The organism is Armatimonadota bacterium, assembly GCA_023511795.1.
Classification (GTDB): Bacteria; Armatimonadota; UBA5829; order DTJY01; family DTJY01; genus JAIMAU01.
This window is the reverse complement of record JAIMAU010000011.1, coordinates 1-19,344: the sequence shown is the minus strand read 5'-3', so window position 1 is coordinate 19,344 and position 19,344 is coordinate 1. Positions and strand designations below refer to the sequence as shown.

Genomic DNA, 19,344 nt, shown 5'->3' with positions numbered 1-19,344 from the left:
ATTTTGTTTTTTGCATGGTCGAGAATCTTTGGCTTATGGCATATTTATTATTGGCTCTATGGTTCTACATATGGCGCAAGCTTGCGCCGGAGGACCTCTCTTGCTCGCGCGAGCCTCGACATTACAGTGCCGCGCCTTGTGCCAAGAATTTTGGCTATGCTCTCGATATCCATGCCTTCCAAATGGTGCATTATAACTACAAGCCTGTGTTCTGGGCTTAATGCCTCAATTGCCCTTGCCACTACACGCCTTTTTTCTTCAATTTCAAACTTTGAAGAAGGGTCAGGCTCCCTGCCAGCGATATGGGCTTCTTCAATTTTGTTTTCATCATCCGAAGTTATTTTTATTGTATTTGTCGAAGCTTTTGCACGTTTCTTTAGGAGATCTTTGCAAACATTTAGTGCGATACGATGAAGCCATACGTTGAACGAATCGCTTTCTCGTAATTGCTCAAGAGCATTCCATGCGCGTACAAAAGCTTCTTGAGTTGCATCTTCAGCATCCTCTTCGTGTCCAACAATTAGCCTTGAGAAATTATAAATCTTGGCGTTATAGCGCCGGTATAAATTTTCAAAGGCCAAGGTATTTCCTTGCTTTGCTAACCGCACAAACTCGGAATCGGGCATCTCCATTTTGCTTTTATCAGCCGGCTTAATCATTAATTTTGACTCTTGCTGTAGAGAATAGCATCCGTATTTTTTATGGTTCTCGAATTATACCACAACTTTACTTCAGCAAAATTTGAATTATACAAGGAGGAAATCTTATCAATTTAAGAGAATTTAAGCGCTAAGAAGTTGCAGACCCGCAATTTGTGCCTACAAAAGGGCTATTTGGCGGGTGCAACCAAGTTGCTGGCGAACTCATTCGGACACGGAGGGAAAAAATTGAGTACAAAAGCTTCAAGCTCATCAAGTTATGTTGCGAGCGCTCGCTCAGAGTTATTTGCTGCAAGTTGTATTGCGCTGGTAGTAAGCGCAATCGCATTTGGTATTCGCGGTGACACTCTCGGCGATTTTATGAAGCAGTTTAACGCGACACCGGATGCGATTGGATGGGCGATTGTCGGTGCATTCTGGGGCTTCACGATTGCAATCGCCTTTAGTGGGATTGTTTGCGACTGGCTCGGGATGAAAACACTGCTAGTATGCGCATGGATACTGCACATGGCTGGCATTAGTGGGACTGTCTTTGCTAACAGTATTCAAATGTTAGCCATAGGAACCTTGCTAATCGGTTTTGGAAACGGTTTTATTGAGGGTGCTGTCAATCCTCTGGTAGCTACGTTGTATCCCGAGGACAAGACTGCCAAGCTGAATGCATTGCATGCTTGGTGGCCCGGCGGAATCGTAATAGGGACAATTATTGCTTATATTATGTCGCTTTTCCAAGCAAGTTGGCAGATTAAGACGGGCGTACTTTTCATCCCCACGCTTTTATACGGCGCAATGTTCATCGGGCTTAAGCTCCCGCCTACTGAGCGCGTCCAATCTGGAGTATCAACTGCTCGAATGTGGCGCTCCATTTTCTCCTTGTATTTGGTTTTTTGGATTTGTATGTGGTTGAGTGCGGCAACCGAGCTAGGCACGAATCAGTGGATAGCTGAGATGATGAAAAATAGCGGAATTAAGGTCGGGACCCTTGTTCTTGGGTGGATTAGCTTTGTAATGCTGATAGGACGTGTGTTTGCAGGTCCTGTAGTGCATAAATTGTCGCCCATCGGTGTGTTGCTACTTTCGTCAATTGTTTCTTTCATAGGTTTGATTGCGCTTAGTATGGCTAAGGGACCAGTAATGGCGTTTTTGGCAGCGACGGTTTTCTCTGCAGGCATTTGCTACTTCTGGCCTACAATGTTAGGATACACATCAGAGCGGTTCCCCGAGGGTGGGGCGCTGCTTATGGGTTTGATGGGCGCCGCGGGAATGGCTTCTGCTGGTTTTGCCCAACCAATCTTTGGAGGCTGGTATGAAAAATTCGGGGTCGTTGGCGCTTTGAGGCATGCAGCAATTCTTCCTGCCATTCTGACTGTTGTCATGGCGGTCTTCTATGTCATTCATAAGCTTGAGGGTGGTTACAAAGCTGTTAAGCTTACCCCGGCTGAATCAGCAGCTTCTGCTCAAGCCGAGGCAGAAGTGACGTCGGAAGTTACCACAAAGTTGGAAGAAGGTTTAGCAAGTCCTTTTTTGAGCGACGATAATTCATCTTAGAAAAAGAATTCGTGATTATTAGGGTTTGCGGGAGAACTTTGAGCCTGCGAACCCTTTATTTTTTAATAATTGCAAATGCATTGGGTACTCACGACGGCTGCACTGTAGCTGCCGTTTTATAAAATTATTGAGCACAGGCAGCACAGTCGGCAATTTCGGCGTCGGTAGCCTTTGTGCCCCGAATTTTTAGAGAAGACAATGCTCCAGCGGCACGGTAGACGTCCTCAACCCAGTCTGTTTTGAAGAAGCCCCTTGTATTGTGTATAAATAGCCAGCCAGGGCAAATTAGTGCACCTGCCGTTTGAAAATCACCTGCTCTTCTGAGACATGGTACGAAAAGCTTTTCAACGAAAGCTTGATCATTGGATGAGTCAAAGCCATTTACATCTATAATAGTTTTTTGCACCCTTTCAGCGAGAGCCCTAGCAAGCATGCACCAGGGACCCGCCTCACCAATTCCAACAAGACTGACTGATGATATATCTTTCATGTTTTGTAGGTAAGATAGAGCAGTTAAGATATCCTGGACACGATTTGCGGTATCGGTGCGGTTATACGTAGAAAAGAATTTATACTTTGTTCGGTTAGGATTTTCACAAATTGCTTCTCCAGTGTTAAAGCAGTCTATCGTAAGAACAGTTGTGCCCTTGTCGAGGAGAATGCGGACGAGTGTCTCATGATTGATAAGAATGTCGCTCTTGGAGCTTCCAACGATTAGTGCCGCGTGAGGCTTTCTTGCGGTTGAGTTGGGGTGAATGAGGCAGGCTGGAATTTGGTCACCTTTTCCCTTGCGTCCAAACACAAGCTTTTCGCCCTTGAAGTTGCAAAAAATAAAGGTTCCGCGTGGTTCAGCTATAACTTCGGCATTTTTGGGCATCACAGCGGCAAGACAATATTTGAATGGCACGCTAAACGTTTTTCGAAACAGCTTTAAACTTTCCTCGTCGTATGGTTTCATTGTTTCAAGCTGTTTTTTCGCTGCCTCTATGCGGTTCTCGATAATTCCTTTGGCATCCAGAGCATTTGCAGGCCGCGGCTCTTTTGCGAAAACAAGCATATCTTCGGGTTTTTCAATTTCAAAAGGGCGCTCCTTGAATGCTGATGGGTCTGGGTTGCCTAAAATCCAACGTCCAAACCAAGCATATACAGCTTCACGGCTGTCTTTGTTGTAGTTATGGGGTGCATCGAACTGAACATATGCCACTTTATCCTCTGCACCAAGAAGCTTGTAGACGCTTTTAATCGCAGGGAACTCGACTGTCGGCGTCTTTACAGTCCAGTCGCCAGTGGCGGAGACAAGAAGAAGTGGGCGGGGAGCGGCTAGCGCACCAATCTCCATGTTGTTTGTGTCAAGCCTAATGAGCGGTGGGTTTTCACATTGACAGCCGCCCTGCATTGTGGAGGATATCATGTTAACAGGTGCTGAAAATTTCACACGGTCGTCAACCGCTGTTAAGAGGAAGGTTTGCGTGCCACCCCCGGATGCCCCGGTGCATGCAATGCGGTTCTTATCCACATCGGGCAAAGAAAGTAGGAAGTCAACCGCCCTAATGCTGTTCCAAAGTTGCAGGCCGCCGATGCTGATGCCCCACAGATGCTCACGTTCGCCATCAAGTTGGCCAAGTCGGTGTTCAACTTGTTTAGAGTCTAGGAAGCCAATCATATCATAGGCAAATGCGATGTATCCTTGCTTTGCAAAATTAATACATCTGCCGGGAATTGAGGTTTCCTCTCTGTGCACTAATCTGCCATCGCTCCAGTGGCCATGGGTGTTTAGAACTGCCGGGAATGGTCCCTTCTTGCCAAGCGGCCGGAAAAGGTTGCCTGTTACATAAAAGCCTGGAAAACTCTCGAAATAAACCTTTTCAATAGAGTAGTTGTCGCGCTCGATTCGTCCAAAAATGCGCGCATTGAGAGGCGTCTTTTCTGGCGTTGGAAGGAGCCCTGCGCCTGTGAGTATTTGTTCGCGCAGGTATTTCGCTCGCTCGGCCCATGCCTCCTTTGTTGTAGGGGCGGCGAACGAGTATATCATATCCAAATGCCGAATTTCCTCACATCGGTTATCATGGATGCTACCAATATCATATGGATTCAAAGGCATACTCCTTTCTTCGGTGGCAATTGCGTATGTGAACAAACAAATGGCAATTATGGTAGCCGACAAAAATGAACCTACTTTCATTAAGTCCAAATTTGTAACCTCCAATCACTAATTACAATCTTGCCAACTTAGCCAATGCAAAGCGAATGGGATGCAAGCGGCTGTCATACGTCTCGACGGTTGGCAAGTTCGTTATATATTGCATTTGCTGATGGAATCATCTAGATTAATATTGGACATGTTGAATTGGCTATAATCTCAGCAGACCGCATTGCCACAATTATTGTGCCCAGAGTAAAATCTGCAAAATTTATTGGATGATTGTTTAGATTAGTCCTTCGATTTAACTTCCATATCCTGGTAAAAGGAATTCTTTTGTCATTCAGGAATAATCCATGTTGTATGCATTAATTTGGAGGTAAGAGCAAATGAAGTTATTTTCGCTTTGTGCGTTGATATTGCTAGCGTTTGGCATAAACTCCGTGTTAGCGGCGGATGCGTCGGCTGAGATTCCCCAATACCCTGCAGCAAAGCTTGCCAATCAGGACCTGCGTGGCGGTGCTAGCGTGTTTGAATATAACTTGCCAGCGAATGCAAAACCGACTGAGGTTTGGGCGTTCTACAAAACCAAGATGGGTCTTGGCATGGGTTGGGTTTATACCGTTAATTGTGATACGCCTTGGGGGCTAGTGCGTGTATGCAAACCTAAGCTAGCAAATCGAACTTTAGGCATCGCAGTTGCAAAATCTCGACTTTTTATCTTCAATGCCCCCACGGAATTTGGCGCAGAAAGCTTAAACGATTGGCTAAATGACGTAATGCTCCAAATCATGCCACCGGTTGCAATCGTGGATGGCCAACCGATTAGCAGTCGTGATTATTACCGGCGTCTTGAGCGCATTCCATTAAGCGTTGAGGGAAATATTAGTGGCTTATCGGTTTTAAGAGACCTAATAAGTGAATGCCTCCAGGTAAAGCTTGCGAAAAGGGAGAGTGTCGTTCCTACTGCTGAGCAAATCGAGGAAGCTTGGCAGGCAACCATTAAGATTCCTGAGATTGCACGCCAATTTACAGAAGGAAGCCTAACTCAAGACGAGATGAGGGAGATGATTCGCATTCAGCAAACGCAGTATAACCTTGCTACTAAGGGTGTTGTAGTAACTGATAAGGAGGTAGAGGAATACTATAACCAACACAAAGCTGAAGAATTCACCGCACCTGAGCAAGCTGTCGTTGCCGCTATTTTTGCGAAAAACAAGGACATTGCAGATAAAGCCGCCCAGATGTTAAGGGAGGGCAAAGATTTCGGCGAAGTGGCATTGGAGTTGTCGGATGACAAAGTTTCGGCAAAGGTAGGCGGACGCCTAAGGAGACCAATCACGCGCGGCAGCCAGGAAGTGCCCAAGGAAGTTCAGGATATCGTATTGGGCACACCTGTTGGTCAATGGACTGACCCAATTGAGGCAGGCGGCGGCGAGTACGTTATCTTCAAAGTGTTGGATAAGAAAGAAGCTGTAGTTAGGCCCATAGAAGACGTGCGCATGCACATCCGTCAAAAACTAATGCTTGAGAAAGGCAAGTCGGCTAACGATTTGGGCCGATTAATGCAGCAAGCATGGAGGGATGCGACAATCAAAGTCAATCTCAGACGCTATCAAACGGCGATTTTCAATTTGATAAGAGGTTCAGAATAAACAAAGAAATAACCCTGCCGGTCTTTTTTGGCCGGCAGGGTTTCGTCGGGAGGTTCTACGATAACATCCTGGACGCTAAGCTATGACAATTGCAGTCGGTGTTGCTCTGAAAGGAGAAAAAGGTTCTGTAATCAGTTCTTCTACTTTCAATACGTTTTTTCCGTCGTCCTAGTTCCCAAATTTGGGTATTATTCCAAAGAAGTTAGAGAAAGTCTATAATTTTTGAATCGACAGCTTAGGGTTGTGAAAGAGCGATGGAGACTCAGCAGAAAGTTACCAAAAAAGAGCGAATAATTGAGCTGTATGACCGTGGTCTCGATGTGGAAGCAATAGCCGATGCTTTAAATACCGACCGTAGTTATGTGGCGAATGTACTCATCAAGTCTGGCCGACCGGTCGAATATGAGAATCTATATGTAACTACGAGCGGTCGTACATATTCAGAAGAAGCCAGACGACTCTCGGGTGTTCTTCGGTTCAAAGACCCCGCAGCTGCACAAGAATCCGTCCGAATGCTCGATGAAGCGTACAAGCAGTTCGAACGCGAAGGAAATAAACGTGGGCAACATCATGTTCAGATGCTTGCGCTTATAGGCAAAAATCGAGCTGAGGGAATCGGAAAAACAGTCGAAGCGGCAATATTCCGCGATTGGCTCATTCGAACCCTCCGACGCCAACAGTGTGAAGAAGAAGAGCAGGCCGAAAGAGCATCATAAACGCCTATACATCCTCATTCTAAACGTTGCATCACCAATTTCCCTGTGGTAGAATGTGCCATCGAAGAAACCTACCTTCGGGTACGGAGACCATAGATGGCAGAAGTCAAAACAATCTTGGCAACCGATTGCGGGAGTACTACTACAAAAGCAATTCTCATTGAAAAACAAGGCGATGAATACCGACTTGTGGTTCGCGGCGAAGCTCCCACGACTGTTGAAGCTCCGTTTGACGATGTAACAGTCGGGGTAGTGAATGCTGTTCGCGAGGTCGAAGAACTTTCTGGCCGAAAAATACTTTTCGAGGGGTCGAATCCTGGAGAAGGAATTAAAATTCAAGTACCCACAAAAAATGATGTAGGCGTAGACATGTATCTGTCTACATCCAGCGCAGGCGGCGGCCTCCAAATGACCGTTGCGGGCGTTGTGAAAATGATGAGCGCCGAAAGTGCTCAAAGGGCAGCGCTCGGAGCAGGGGCGATTATCATGGATACTATAGCCATTGACGACGGGCGCAAGGAGTATCAAAAGGTCGAACGCATTCGTCAGCTCAGGCCCGATATGATACTAATGTCTGGCGGCACTGATGGTGGGACGGTCAAACACCTGGTTGACATAGCTGAAATGCTTATTTCCGCCGACCCAAAGCCAAGACTTGGGATTGGCGTTAAACTTCCAGTAATCTATGCGGGGAATAAGGATGCTGTGGAAGCAGTCAAGCAGATACTTGGCGACCGCGTTGACCTCCGTGTCGTGCCTAATCTGCGTCCAACTCTCGACCGCGAGAACCTTCAACCAGCACGCGAGGCAATTCATGAGCTATTCCTCCAGCACGTTATGCAACAAGCTCCTGGCTACAGCAAGCTGATGACTTGGACAAGCTCTGGAATCATGTCCACCCCGAATGCTGTCGGCAAAATAATACAAACTATTGCCGAGCAGGAGAAAATCAATGTACTAGCAGTTGATATCGGTGGTGCGACAACTGATGTGTTTTCCGTTTTTTCTGGTGTATTTACTCGCACTGTTAGCGCAAACCTTGGCATGAGCTACTCCATTTGCAACGTCCTCGCCGAAGCCGGGATAGAAAATATCCGTCGCTGGATTCCATTCCTTGCCGATGAGGGGTATGTAAGGAATCAACTTCGTAACAAGATGATTCGACCAACAACGATTCCCCAGACTCTTCGCGATCTTTATATTGAGCAGGCAGTCGCACGCGAGGCCCTCAGGCTTGCATTTGAACATCATAAATCGCTTGCCCGTGAGCTCAAGGGCGTCCAGCAAGTCCGAACAATCGCCGATGCTATTAGCCAAGAAGGTACGGGCAAAACACTTGTTCATTTGATGGACCTCGATATGATTGTCGGCAGTGGTGGAATCCTAAGCCACGCTCCGAGGAGGGCAGAGGCTGCTCTTATGATGCTTGATGCCTATCAACCTGAGGGGGTAACAATGTTGGCAGTGGATTCGATATTTATGATGCCCCAGCTCGGAATACTCTCGACTATCATGCCCCAGGCGGCGTCTCAAGTTTTTGAGCGTGATTGCCTCATCAAATTAGGAACCTCAATCGTTCCCGTAGGTATCGGCAAGGAGGGGCAGACGGCATGCACCATAGCAGTCAGATACCGAAAATCACAAGAGTGTGAAGCAAAGACCTATGCCATTCCATTCGGAAGCATCAAGGTGATTCCATTAGGCGTTGGTGAAAAAGCAGAAGTTGTGATTACTCCTGCCAGAGGTTTTGATGTTGGCTCAGGGCGAGGTCGCTTGCACACTGTCGAGGTTGAGGGCGGAGTGGTCGGTCTGATAATAGATGCACGGGGCCGTCCGCTGGTTATTCCTTCGGAGGATGATAAACGCATTGCCAAGTTGCGAGAATGGATGGAGGCATTAGGGCTAAGACCGGAGTAAAGCATGGGAACAGCATATACACCAGGACTTAAAGTTAGTTCGAAAACGACAATACGCAAAACAAGGCGCCTGCCTCTAAAAGGAGAAGTTAACGTAAAGGTTGGCGACCACGTCTTGCCTGACACAGTTGTCGCCCGAACAGAACTTCCCGGCGTAATGCAGACCGTTCGCGTGGCAGAGTATCTAGGGATTGAGCCATCGGAGGTTGAGCGCGTACTTAAGGTTGCCATTGGCGACGAAGTCGAACCCGGGACGGTCCTCGCTGAGAGCCGATCTTTCTTCGGCCTGTTCAGAAACGAGTGCAAGTCCCCAATTGCTGGCACGGTTGAGATGATCTCGCCAATCTCTGGGCATATAGGCATTCGATACAAGCCAACATTGGTTGAGGTCAAGGCTTATATAGAAGGCGATATCGTTGAGGTTTTGCCGGAGGAAGGCGTCGTAGTCGAGACCACTGGTGCGCTTATACAGGGAATCTTCGGAGTGGGCGGAGAGCGTCTGGGAGAAATTAAGGTAGTAGTAGCTCAACCTGGTGAAATTGTAGACGAGGATTCAATCACTGATGATCTCGCCGGAAAGGTAATAGTCGCGGGCGCTAATATTACTGGTATGGCCATAAGAAAAGCCGCCGGAATTGGAGTCGCAGGAATAGTGGTTGGTGGAATTATCGACAAAGACCTTGTTGATTACCTTGGTTACGACATAGGCGTTGCCATCACAGGACATGAGGAAATCCCAACAACGCTAATTGCAACCGAGGGCTTCGGTGTAATGCGAATGGCACATCGTACTTTTGAGCTTCTTAAATCGCTCGAAGGGCGGCAGGCATCAATTAATGGTGCAACCCAAATACGCGCTGGAGTAATCCGTCCCGAAATAATCGTGCCTATTAAAAACATTGTTGTTGCCAGCGTAGATTCCTCGGCTGAGCAAACTCTGGAATTGGGAACAAGGATACGTATTATTCGCGAGCCTTATTTTGGCATGCTTGGCGAGGTAGTAGCATTGCCACCTGAACCAGTATTAATTGAATCGGGGGCGAAGGTTCGAACCCTAAAAGCCAAGCTCGAGAACGGCGAGGATGTTACGGTTCCACGCGCGAATGTTGAGATAATCCAAGAATAGTTTTTCGACTTTTTTAAGGTTGTGACTCATAGAAGACAACTGGCTTCTTAAATTAAGTTCTTAGATAAGGAGTCCTGCTATGTTTTCAAAAAGACGTGTTTTGTTTAGGCTTCCACATTCTTTATTGGCGCTTGCCCTTTTGGTGCTTACTGCGTGCAGCTTGTATGCAGGAGAATGGACAAAAGAGTTAGCGCCGGGTGTGGTGCTAACTCAGATTGTAAAAGAATGTTCTGGCCCCAATGATAAAACTATTCCAAGAATCATAAATATTGTAAAAGTTGACCCTAAAGCCCCTGGAGTTAAAATTAAAATGGTACTTGGTGGTGATTGTGTTTGGGGTCTCGACAAGACAAATGGCCGTGAGACAATCGGCTCCATGGCTAAGCGCCTTCGTGCAATTGCTGTTCTAAATACCGATTTTTGCAATTGGACCGGCGACCCACTCGGTCTTCACATTAGCGGAGGAGAGCTCATCAGCGAACCATATCCAAATCGAACAATGTTTGGCATTACATCCGATGGTCAGTACCTATTCGACCGCCTCGAATTTGATGCTCGAATCACTCTCCCCGATGGCAAGTGGTTTCCGATAAGGGGCATAAATCGGCCCCGGGGCGACCACGAGATGGTTGTCTATACGCCGAAGTTTTTCAAGAGCACATGCACGGAGTCAAATGGCTCAGAGGCAGTGGTAATTTCACCCGACCTCCCCATTAGGCTTGGTGTTCCTTTAAAGGGTACTGTCACCAACGTCCGCCCCGACGCTGGTGATACTCCTATACCTGAAAACGGCATCGTGCTTTCTGGTAGAGGCACGGGTTCGGACTTTATTAAAGAGAATTTAAAAGAAGGTGTAGAGTTGACTTTGCAGTTCAATGTCAAAGGTGAAACGACAACCGGTTGGGAAAAGGTCATAGAGGCCACTGGTGGTACTCCCAGGCTTGTTCGTAATGGCAAAATAAGCTTAGAAGCTGAAAAGGAAAACCTAACGCTGGATTCCAAATTTGTTACCGTTACGCACCCTCGCTCGGCACTCGGCGTAACAGCAGATGGAAAACTTGTGCTAGTTACAGTTGATGGCAGGCAAGAGGTAAGCACCGGCATGCCTTTGAAGGACCTTGCGGAACTAATGCTTTCCATAGGATGCGTTGATGCAATGAATCTCGATGGCGGCGGTTCAACAACCCTTTCTACGTGGTTTGGCACGCTCAATAGCCCCTCGGATGGCTGGCTTCGTCCGCTTCCCAATGCGCTCGCTGTCTTTGCCGAAGAGGCTGAGGATTTCGACGTTCCCGAATTTACTATCTCAGCCCCATCAGTTCCCATAGTAGCTGGATCAACTGTCCGCCTAAGCCTTGTAGATTCATCTGGCCAGCCTATTGACCCAAAGTTAGCGGAAAAGGCAATCTGGAGCATGAACGGCGTTACAAACTTCGTGGACCAGGGAGGAGTCCTCCATGCCGGAAGAGTTGGTGAGACTGAGATTGTTGTAAAGTTAGATGGCAAAACCGCGTCTCTACCTATTGAGGTAATTTCAAAGGAGACGGGCAAACTCGTTGCAGAACTAATTCCAGATCCTTCGGGTGATGCTAATAAGAGTATCCTTAATGTTTTAGTCATCGATGCCGCTGGAAAACCGATGCAGGATTGCATGGTTTCAGTCAAAGTTACCGGTGGCGCCTCTGACCAGCCGTGGAAAAATACAAATGCCGATGGCAAGGCCTCTTTTTCAATCACTTGGGAACAAGGCGCTTCCGGCGAAGTTACCGCGAGCGTAGAGGGACTAACTCCGTTTACAATAAAAAGACAGTAGTAGGCAGTAGTCTAGTTGACACCCTAAGAAGCGTCGTGTTATACTTTTTGCGTTAACCTGGGTGGCTTAAGAGGCTTGTCAAAAGGATGCGACAGTTGCCAAAACGCTGAATTCCCGGTTTATTATGCGCGGACAAATCACAGGATTGCTTTCTAAAATTTGCCTCTTGTTACTCCTCGGCGTTTCATCATTCGCCGCGTCCGAGGATTTGTTACTGATAAACCCTCCCCCACAGAGTACTCCAGAATCTCCCCCAGGCGACCGAGTCAAATGCGTACTGGGAAATCTTAACGAATGGATACCTGCCGCTTTCTCTGGACCGGAATACCGCATAGGGCCAGGGGACACGCTTAGTATTAATGTCCAGGGTAAGGCGACACTCGGCTACAAAGCGCGTCCGGATGCTAAGGCAGGCGAATCTCCTGATGAGGTGACGGTTACACCTGGAGGAGATATCTATCTTCCTTTGGCTGGCAAAATACAAGCAGCTGGAAAAACGGTTTCTGAACTTGAAGACACTTTACGCCAGCGATTGAGTACGTATATCAGAAATTTTGAAGTTTCGGTCACGGTTTCGGATGTCCGCACAATCAATGTATGGATAAGCGGCGAGGTTGAGAATGCTGGCCCACGAATACTGCCGGCAGTATGTACTGCAAGCCTTGCTGCTCTTCAGGCGCAAATTAAGCCAACAGGTTCGACTCGGCGAATCGAGGTCATCAGAAATGGCACAAGAAAAATTGTTGACCTCTACAAAATAATTGTAACAGGTAATGCGCAAAATGACGTATGTCTTGAACCTGGCGACACCTTGCATGTTCCTGCTGTGACCGACTATCTCGAGGTAACAGGCGAAGTCACGCGTCCGGGCAGATACGAAATGGTTCCACTTGATGGGAATAAAGACAAGTTTTGCGTTTCCGACCTCATAAGCTTGGCGCTTGGAACTACCCCTGCTGCTGCTCAGGACAAGGCTTTCATCGAACGAATTGGCGAAGATGGACGAAAGTTTGCGATAAATGTAAATCTGCTCTCAAAGACGGATGATATTGCACTTAAGCCAGGAGATGTTTTGGTGGTCCCCTCGATTTCTGCATTCCAACCTATAGTACGGTTGATTGGAGAATTCAAAGGCGATGGAGTATACCAGCGCGCCCCTGGTTCAACGACGACTGATATCGAAAACAAAAGTGGAATTTACTTCCTTAAGCAAGGTCAGACTGTTAAAAATGTTATTACGGCAACCGGAGGGGTCACTCCACAAGCTGATCTCAAACGAGCACGAATCGAGCGCTTTGAGAACGGCGTCTTGAAGAATATTCCTGTTGATCTCGAACGCCTTCTTTTGCAAAATGACGACACGGAAGATGTTGTACTGCAAAATGGAGATTCGCTAGTACTTCCTGCACTTGCCGACAAAATTCACGTGTTCGGTGAGGTCAAGCAACCGGGGTCATATATATATAGCCCCAACCGAAGATTGGTTGACTATCTGGGAGATGCTGGTGGCACTACAGATATAGCCAAGCTAACAGAAGTTAGCATTGTCCGCGGCGGCTTTGAAAAACCTATAATCATGAAGGTCAACGCCAAGCAAGCAATTATTAAGGGATCAGTTAAGAGTAATCCCGTGCTTGAACCTGGCGATATTATTTACGTGCCTTCTAAGTTTATAGGAGGCTGGCGTGATGCGATGCAAATGGTATTTTCTAGCTTAAGCCTAATTACATTATTCCGCCGTCTCTAGGCGTTGGAAGGCCAATGGACGAGATAAACCTTGCTGACTACTTATATGTGTTAAAGCGGCGCAAGCGGACCGTGCTTGGGATACTTGTTGCTGTGATGATTATTTCAGGCATAGTGTTCGCAATCGTGCCCCGCACATATCAGGGCAAGGCAACGCTTCTTTTCCCCGAACCTCGCACTAACGCGTTAAGTTCACAACTTGCTTCTCTTGTTGGCGGTATACCGTTACTTGGTGAGTCTCCTTCGCTTGCTGGGCGAAACGTTTGCATTACCGTTCTTCGTAGCCGCACCGTGAATGAGAACATCTGCAAACGTCTTAATTTGAATCGGTACGGATTGACCTATAAAGATTTGCAAGATAATCTTTACATCGAAACGCCAAAAGAAGGCGGATTGAACATCACATGCGATGTGCCTACTTCCTGGCTTAAAGGCCATATAAGCAAAAGCGAAGTTGGCGAGGCTGCCGCGCGCCTTGCAGCTGATATCGCAAATTGTTATCTTAGCGAGCTTCAGCTGTTTGACCAAATGAACTCGCGGTTACTAGGGCGAACCAACCGAATGTTCATTGAGAGTCAGCTGCAGCGCTCGAAGAACGAGCTAGCTAAAGCCGAAGAGCGGCTTGAGAAGTTCCAAAAAGCAAATCCGACGCTAATACCGCCAGACAAAGCTTCGCTGTACGCCAACCAAGCGCTCGAACTAGCATCACAGCAGATACAGGCTGAGATTGCTCTTCAGGAAGCACAAGGGCAAATCGCCCGCGCACGAGCCACATGGACAGCCGGCGCACCTTCTGAGCTTTCACCCGAGGCTGTCATGGATAATCCCGTCATTTCAGAACTTAAAGCCAACCTTGCCAAGTTGGAGGTCAGGCGCGCAACGTTGCTGGAGGATTTCACCGAAAACCACCCGGATGTAGTTGCTTTGGACCAGGAAATCAAAAAGACTTACGATAGGATACAAGAAGAAGTTTCGCATATCATAGCTGGGAAGGCTGGAAGCACAAGCCCAGCACATCAGGAACTAGTCAAGCAATTAGTTTTATTGGAAATTAACGGCGAAGGTTTAGAATCTAGAAAATCCGCGCTTAATTCGGCAATGGCAAAGATTGAACGGCAATTATCCAATCTGCCTCCGTTAGAAGTGGAATATGGAAGGTTACTACGAGATCTTAAGGCTGCAGAAACGGTTTACATGACGCTCTTGGCCGAGTATGCTAAAGCTCGTGTAAATGAGGAGCGGAATGCAGAGACATTTATTGTTGTGGACAAGCCGGTTGTTCCGACTGGCCCTGCGAAGCCTTCGGTGAAGCTGTTCTTTCTCGCGAGCCTGGTGTTGGGACTTTTTGGTGGCGTGTTCATAGCTATCGTTCAAGAAGGCTTTGCAGGTACGTCAGGCGAAATTAGAAAAGCTAAAGGGATTCCACAAAAGCAACCTCGTAAGAAGGAGGTCTGAATGGAGCAGATTTGTGTGCTGGGACTTGGGTATATAGGGCTTCCTACGGCCACGTTAGCAGCTTCAAGTGGTTACAAAGTCAGAGGAGTGGACATAGATCCCAATGTAATCGATTGCCTTTCTGCCGGGCGCGCACATATTGCCGAGCCAGAGCTTCAGGCATCAGTTGCTCGCGTAATTGCTGATGGTTCGTTGACGGTCAGCAGTTCTCCATGTCCGGCTGATGTTTTCTTGATTGCAGTTCCCACGCCAATAAAAGAAGATAAGACCGCCGACTTAAACTGCGTTACTCATGCTGCCCAAATGATATCCGAAAACCTTCAAAATGGCGCGTTAGTTATCGTGGAGTCGACTGTGCCGCCTGGCACTACGAGTAATGTTGTTATTCCAATTCTAGAAGAATCGGGTTTGAGCGCCGGAAAGGATTTTTATGTGGCTTATTGCCCAGAACGGGTACTCCCAGGGAAAATAATAATTGAGCTAATGAACAACGATCGTGTGATTGGTGGTTTAAATACTGAATCAGCAGTCCGTGCAGCAAGATTTTATCGCAGGTTTGTCCGTGCAGATATGTATATTACCAACTTAATCACCGCCGAAATCGTAAAGCTTGTCGAGAACGCATTTAGAGATGTGAACGTAGCTTTTGCTAATGAAATTTCGTTGATTTCCCAGCAATTAGGAGCCAATGTTTGGGAAGTAATTGATCTTGCAAACAAACATCCGCGTGTAAACATACTAAACCCCGGTCCTGGTGTTGGCGGTCATTGTATAGCGGTTGACCCGTGGTTTCTTGTGGAAAGCGTGCCCGAAGCTACCGCTCTTATAAAAGCAGCGAGGCAACTTAATGACTCAATGCCAGAGCGAATAATATCGTGGGTTGAGTCAGTGGTTCCACCTGGCGCAAAGATTGCTTGTTTAGGAGCAGCATATAAAGCCAATGTAGGCGATACTCGTGAAAGCCCTGCACTGCGCATTATATACAGCCTTAAGGAAAAGGGATATGAGCTGTATGTAGTTGACCCATATGTGGAAAATCTCAATGGCTTGGTACTTGTGTCTCTCAACGAGGCACTAGATAGCGCCGATTGTTTGCTCCTACTAGTAGATCATGATGAGTTCAAAAGCTTGGATATAGACCGCTTGCGCGAAAAGTTTGGCAATGGAAGGTTGATGGATACAAGAGGTATTTGGGTAAAAGGCCGAACTATTAGGGTTAGCTAAATTACTAAACCATGAAAAACAAAATTGCCGGATTTGAGGAAAAAGAAATATTAACCGAGGAGCCAGTGCGGCCTGACTACCTTATTTTTGGTAGCCCGAGGATAGAAGAGGACGAGATTGAAGAAGTTGTAGCCAGTCTAAAAAGTGGCTGGCTAGGAACTGGACCAAAGGTTGCAAAGTTTCAATCTGACTTTCGTGACTACATCGGTTGTAAACATGCCATTGCGTTAAACTCGTGCACCGCGGGGCTTCATCTTTCTCTTCTAGTTAGTGGCGTTGGTCCTGGTGACGAAGTCATCACTACACCAATGACCTTCGCCGCGACCGCTAATTCAATAATTCATGTAGGCGCAAAGCCTGTTTTCGTGGATATCGAACTGCCTTCGATGAACATAAATCCTGCTTTGATTGAGAGTGCAATCACTGAACGCACAAAAGCTATTATTCCCGTGCATTTTGCAGGCCGGCCGTGCGATATGGATAAGATTATGAAGATTGCAAAAAAGCATGGCCTTATTGTTATCGAGGATGCAGCGCATGCAATTGAAGCGTGGTATCATGGACAGAAGATTGGCAATATAGGAGATCTAACTTGTTTCAGCTTCTACGTGACGAAGAACATTGTCACCGGCGAAGGCGGGATGGTAACTACCAATAACGACGAATGGGCAGATGCCATTCGCATCTACAGCTTGCATGGGCTGAGCAAGGACGCATGGAAGCGCTATTCTGACGACGGGTTCAAGCATTATCAGGTGGTTGCCCCGGGTTATAAGTACAATATGATGGATATTCAAGCTGCAATAGGATTCCATCAATTAAGAAAAATAGCTGAATACCATCGCCGACGAAAAGAAATATGGGAAACTTACAACAGAGAGTTCTCAAGTTTGCCGATGGATCTTCCACCACCTGAAGAAAGAGATACTGTTCATGCAAGACATCTTTACACGCCACTACTGCGCATCGATGAGATTGATATCTCAAGAGATGAATTTCAACAACGGTTGCACAAAATGAATATTGGCACGGGAATCCACTTTGTATCCTTGCATTTGCACCCATATTACGCCGAGACATTCGGTTATCGGCCGGAGGACTTTCCAAATGCTTTGGAAGTTTCACGCCGGACGATTTCATTTCCGCTTTCAGCCAAATTGACTGAAGAGGATGTTAATACCGTAATTCTGGCTGTCCGTCGGGCATTTCAAGCCTGATGAATAGCCAACTCTTAGCAAAATTGCCGCACGCCTTTCCCGCAATTGTTTTTAACATTGAGAGACATAGAAAAATGAAATTTTATAAGGCTTGCTTTTAACATGGATTTTCCAACGGAGAAAGAAATTTTACTGGGGGATTAAATGAATAACCTGCCGAAGTTTTCTAGGGAATCAAAGGCTATTGTTTTTCCTGCTGGCACAGTCGCCGGTTATGGGCATATTCAATCTCTTGGACTTGCTGGCATTCCCGTAGTTGCTGCTAACCCGGCTAAGTGTGACAGTTTCTATTCACGCTATGTTGTAGAACGACACATTGTTCCCGATCCACTTAAGGACCATGAGGCTTTTGTCCAATGGCTCGTTGAATATGGGAAAAACCAAGAATCAAAACCGGTGCTCTTTATGGCAGAGGATGTTTTTGCATATATTGTAAGTCTTTATCAGGCTGAACTTTCGCCAGTATGTCTATATCCTTACCTGCCTCTTGATAAGCTTGATCGATTCTTTAATAAAGAACATATGCTCAAGTTTGCTGAACAGGCGGGAGTGCCACTTCCGCTAACGTTAACAAACCCATCAAGGAATCAGCTATTAGAGTGGGACACCTTCCCGGCAATAATTAAACCTTTGGTGGCTAGGTTCACGTTTAGAGGCAGAAAGCTCATCAATACAGGAAAGTTTCAACATCTATTTGGCTCGAAAGCAGCAAAAGTTAACAACCGCCAGGAATTGCTTGAAAAGGCGGCAATGGTGGAGGAAGCAGAAATAGCCTATTTTGTGCAGGAATATCTATTTGTATCCAATCGCGAGCTCCCAACGATAAAATTCGTAGCGGCAGAAGACCATTCTATCCCGGCAGTTTTTATTGGACGCAAGGTTCGTCAGTGGCCTGCTGATTTCGGTACATGCACAGTTGGTGAGTCTGATTACATCCCTGAGATATATAGTTTAACTGAGCGGTTCTTAAAAGCTATTGAGTACGTTGGGCCTGGTGGCATTGAGTTTATTTGGAATAAGAATGAAGGGAAATGGCAATTTATCGAACTTAATCCGCGTCTAGATTTTTGGATTGGCATGGCGGCATTAAAAGGCGTAAACCTTCCACTTCAGCAATATCTTCTCAGCACAGGTCAGCATTTGTTTACTGCTAGGCAGCGTGATGGCGGTAGGTATTGGATTGACATCCTCGGCGACTGGGAGGATTGGAGATGGAGGCGAAATAATCCTGAATGGAAGGTTTCGCTTTGGGAAAGGCTTAAGCCTTATTTCTACTTTAATGAGGCTGTTTTCAGTTGGAAAGATCCCATTCCAGGCGCACGTAGGCTTGTACGGCCTATAGTTAGAAGGTTTCTTAGGCCATTAAAGGCAGTAATTCAATGCGCCAGATACATCAGCCGAAAGGCTCCTATCGACCCTATTCCAACCTATAATGATTATTGGAACCGCCGTATCGAGGATGGAAGTTCGAGGGCTTTCTATCCAAGGTTTGAAATTGCGGCAAATATTATTCGGCCTGCGGATAATATTTTGGATTATGGATGCGGCAGTGGAGAGTTTCTGAGCTATCTTAAAAGCAAAGGTTATAAGAATATAGCAGGTTGCGATGTTTGCAGACCAGCTGACTTCCCAAGGGAAATACCTTTCTTTAACGAAAATGAGCTTTTTTGCAATATGCATTTTGACGTAGTAACCATGCTTCAGGTCATCGAACACATCCCTGATGCTGAAGATGCTATCGCAAAGATGTTTACCATATCCAATAAAATAGTTGTCTCAATTCCAAATTGTGGCTATTGGCAGCACAGGCTCCGGTTGCTTTTTGGCAGGGTGCCTATTACTGACGTGTTATACCATATGAAGGAACATGTGAGGTTATGGACCCACAAGGATTTCATGGATGTATGCCAGAGGTTTGGTTGGAAAGTTCGGTTTGCAAGAGCCGCTGTTCCACAAAATGGTCTTTTAGCTCGATTTTTTCCAGGTTTATTTGCGAGACAAATGATTTATTTGTTATATAAAAATGTTTTTTATTCCTTTAAAATTAAAAATAAAAGTATCTATATAAAAAGCAAATTTTAAATCAGTTTCTGAAAAATTGTTATCTGCAAGTTTTATCTCCTTAATAA

The 19,344-nt window shown here is 46.4% G+C and carries 13 protein-coding genes; 11 read left to right on the top strand and 2 right to left on the bottom strand.

What is annotated here, in order from left to right; genetic code table 11:
• Nucleotides 1-56: 56 nt before the first annotated feature.
• The gene (locus K6T99_09690) at nt 57-659 is read right to left on the bottom strand and encodes an RNA polymerase sigma factor (protein MCL6520094.1); all 603 of its coding nucleotides are present in this window, start codon (nt 657-659) and stop codon (nt 57-59) included.
• Nucleotides 660-887: 228 nt separating this feature from the next.
• On the opposite strand from K6T99_09690, the gene K6T99_09685 reads away from it, so the two are divergent.
• The gene (locus K6T99_09685) at nt 888-2,207 is read left to right on the top strand and encodes an MFS transporter (protein ID MCL6520093.1); all 1,320 of its coding nucleotides are present in this window, start codon (nt 888-890) and stop codon (nt 2,205-2,207) included.
• A gap of 124 nt (nt 2,208-2,331) precedes the next feature.
• Here K6T99_09685 and K6T99_09680 read toward each other — a convergent pair whose 3' ends face one another.
• Nucleotides 2,332-4,398 (bottom strand): acetylxylan esterase, encoded by a 2,067-nt coding sequence (locus K6T99_09680; GenBank protein MCL6520092.1) that lies wholly within the window; start codon nt 4,396-4,398, stop codon nt 2,332-2,334.
• A 338-nt stretch (nt 4,399-4,736) separates the two neighbouring features.
• On the opposite strand from K6T99_09680, the gene K6T99_09675 reads away from it, so the two are divergent.
• From K6T99_09675 to K6T99_09630, 10 genes are all read left to right on the top strand, one after another.
• Nucleotides 4,737-6,002 carry a peptidyl-prolyl cis-trans isomerase gene (locus tag K6T99_09675; GenBank protein MCL6520091.1) on the top strand — a complete coding sequence of 422 codons (1,266 nt, stop codon included), beginning with the start codon at nt 4,737-4,739 and terminating at the stop codon, nt 6,000-6,002.
• 254 nt (nt 6,003-6,256) lie between these two features.
• Entirely contained in the window at nt 6,257-6,718 is a 462-nt protein-coding gene (locus tag K6T99_09670; protein MCL6520090.1) for a hypothetical protein, read from the top strand.
• A 96-nt stretch (nt 6,719-6,814) separates the two neighbouring features.
• A complete protein-coding gene (locus K6T99_09665; protein ID MCL6520089.1) occupies nt 6,815-8,635 on the top strand; it encodes a glutamate mutase L in 1,821 nt (606 codons plus the stop codon).
• Between the two features lie 3 nt (nt 8,636-8,638).
• On the top strand, nt 8,639-9,760 hold the full coding sequence (locus K6T99_09660; GenBank protein ID MCL6520088.1) for a hypothetical protein: 1,122 nt from the start codon (nt 8,639-8,641) through the stop codon (nt 9,758-9,760).
• Nucleotides 9,761-9,839: 79 nt separating this feature from the next.
• Entirely contained in the window at nt 9,840-11,573 is a 1,734-nt protein-coding gene (locus K6T99_09655; protein MCL6520087.1) for a phosphodiester glycosidase family protein, read from the top strand.
• 145 nt (nt 11,574-11,718) lie between these two features.
• The gene (locus K6T99_09650; GenBank protein MCL6520086.1) at nt 11,719-13,320 is read left to right on the top strand and encodes a polysaccharide biosynthesis/export family protein; all 1,602 of its coding nucleotides are present in this window, start codon (nt 11,719-11,721) and stop codon (nt 13,318-13,320) included.
• 14 nt (nt 13,321-13,334) lie between these two features.
• A complete protein-coding gene (locus K6T99_09645; GenBank protein ID MCL6520085.1) occupies nt 13,335-14,774 on the top strand; it encodes a hypothetical protein in 1,440 nt (479 codons plus the stop codon).
• Nucleotides 14,775-15,998, top strand: a complete 1,224-nt coding sequence (locus K6T99_09640) for a nucleotide sugar dehydrogenase (GenBank protein MCL6520084.1) — start codon at nt 14,775-14,777, stop codon at nt 15,996-15,998.
• Between the two features lie 11 nt (nt 15,999-16,009).
• Nucleotides 16,010-17,215 carry a DegT/DnrJ/EryC1/StrS family aminotransferase gene (locus K6T99_09635; protein ID MCL6520083.1) on the top strand — a complete coding sequence of 402 codons (1,206 nt, stop codon included), beginning with the start codon at nt 16,010-16,012 and terminating at the stop codon, nt 17,213-17,215.
• 144 nt (nt 17,216-17,359) lie between these two features.
• On the top strand, nt 17,360-19,297 hold the full coding sequence (locus K6T99_09630) for a methyltransferase domain-containing protein (protein ID MCL6520082.1): 1,938 nt from the start codon (nt 17,360-17,362) through the stop codon (nt 19,295-19,297).
• Nucleotides 19,298-19,344: the final 47 nt, after the last annotated feature.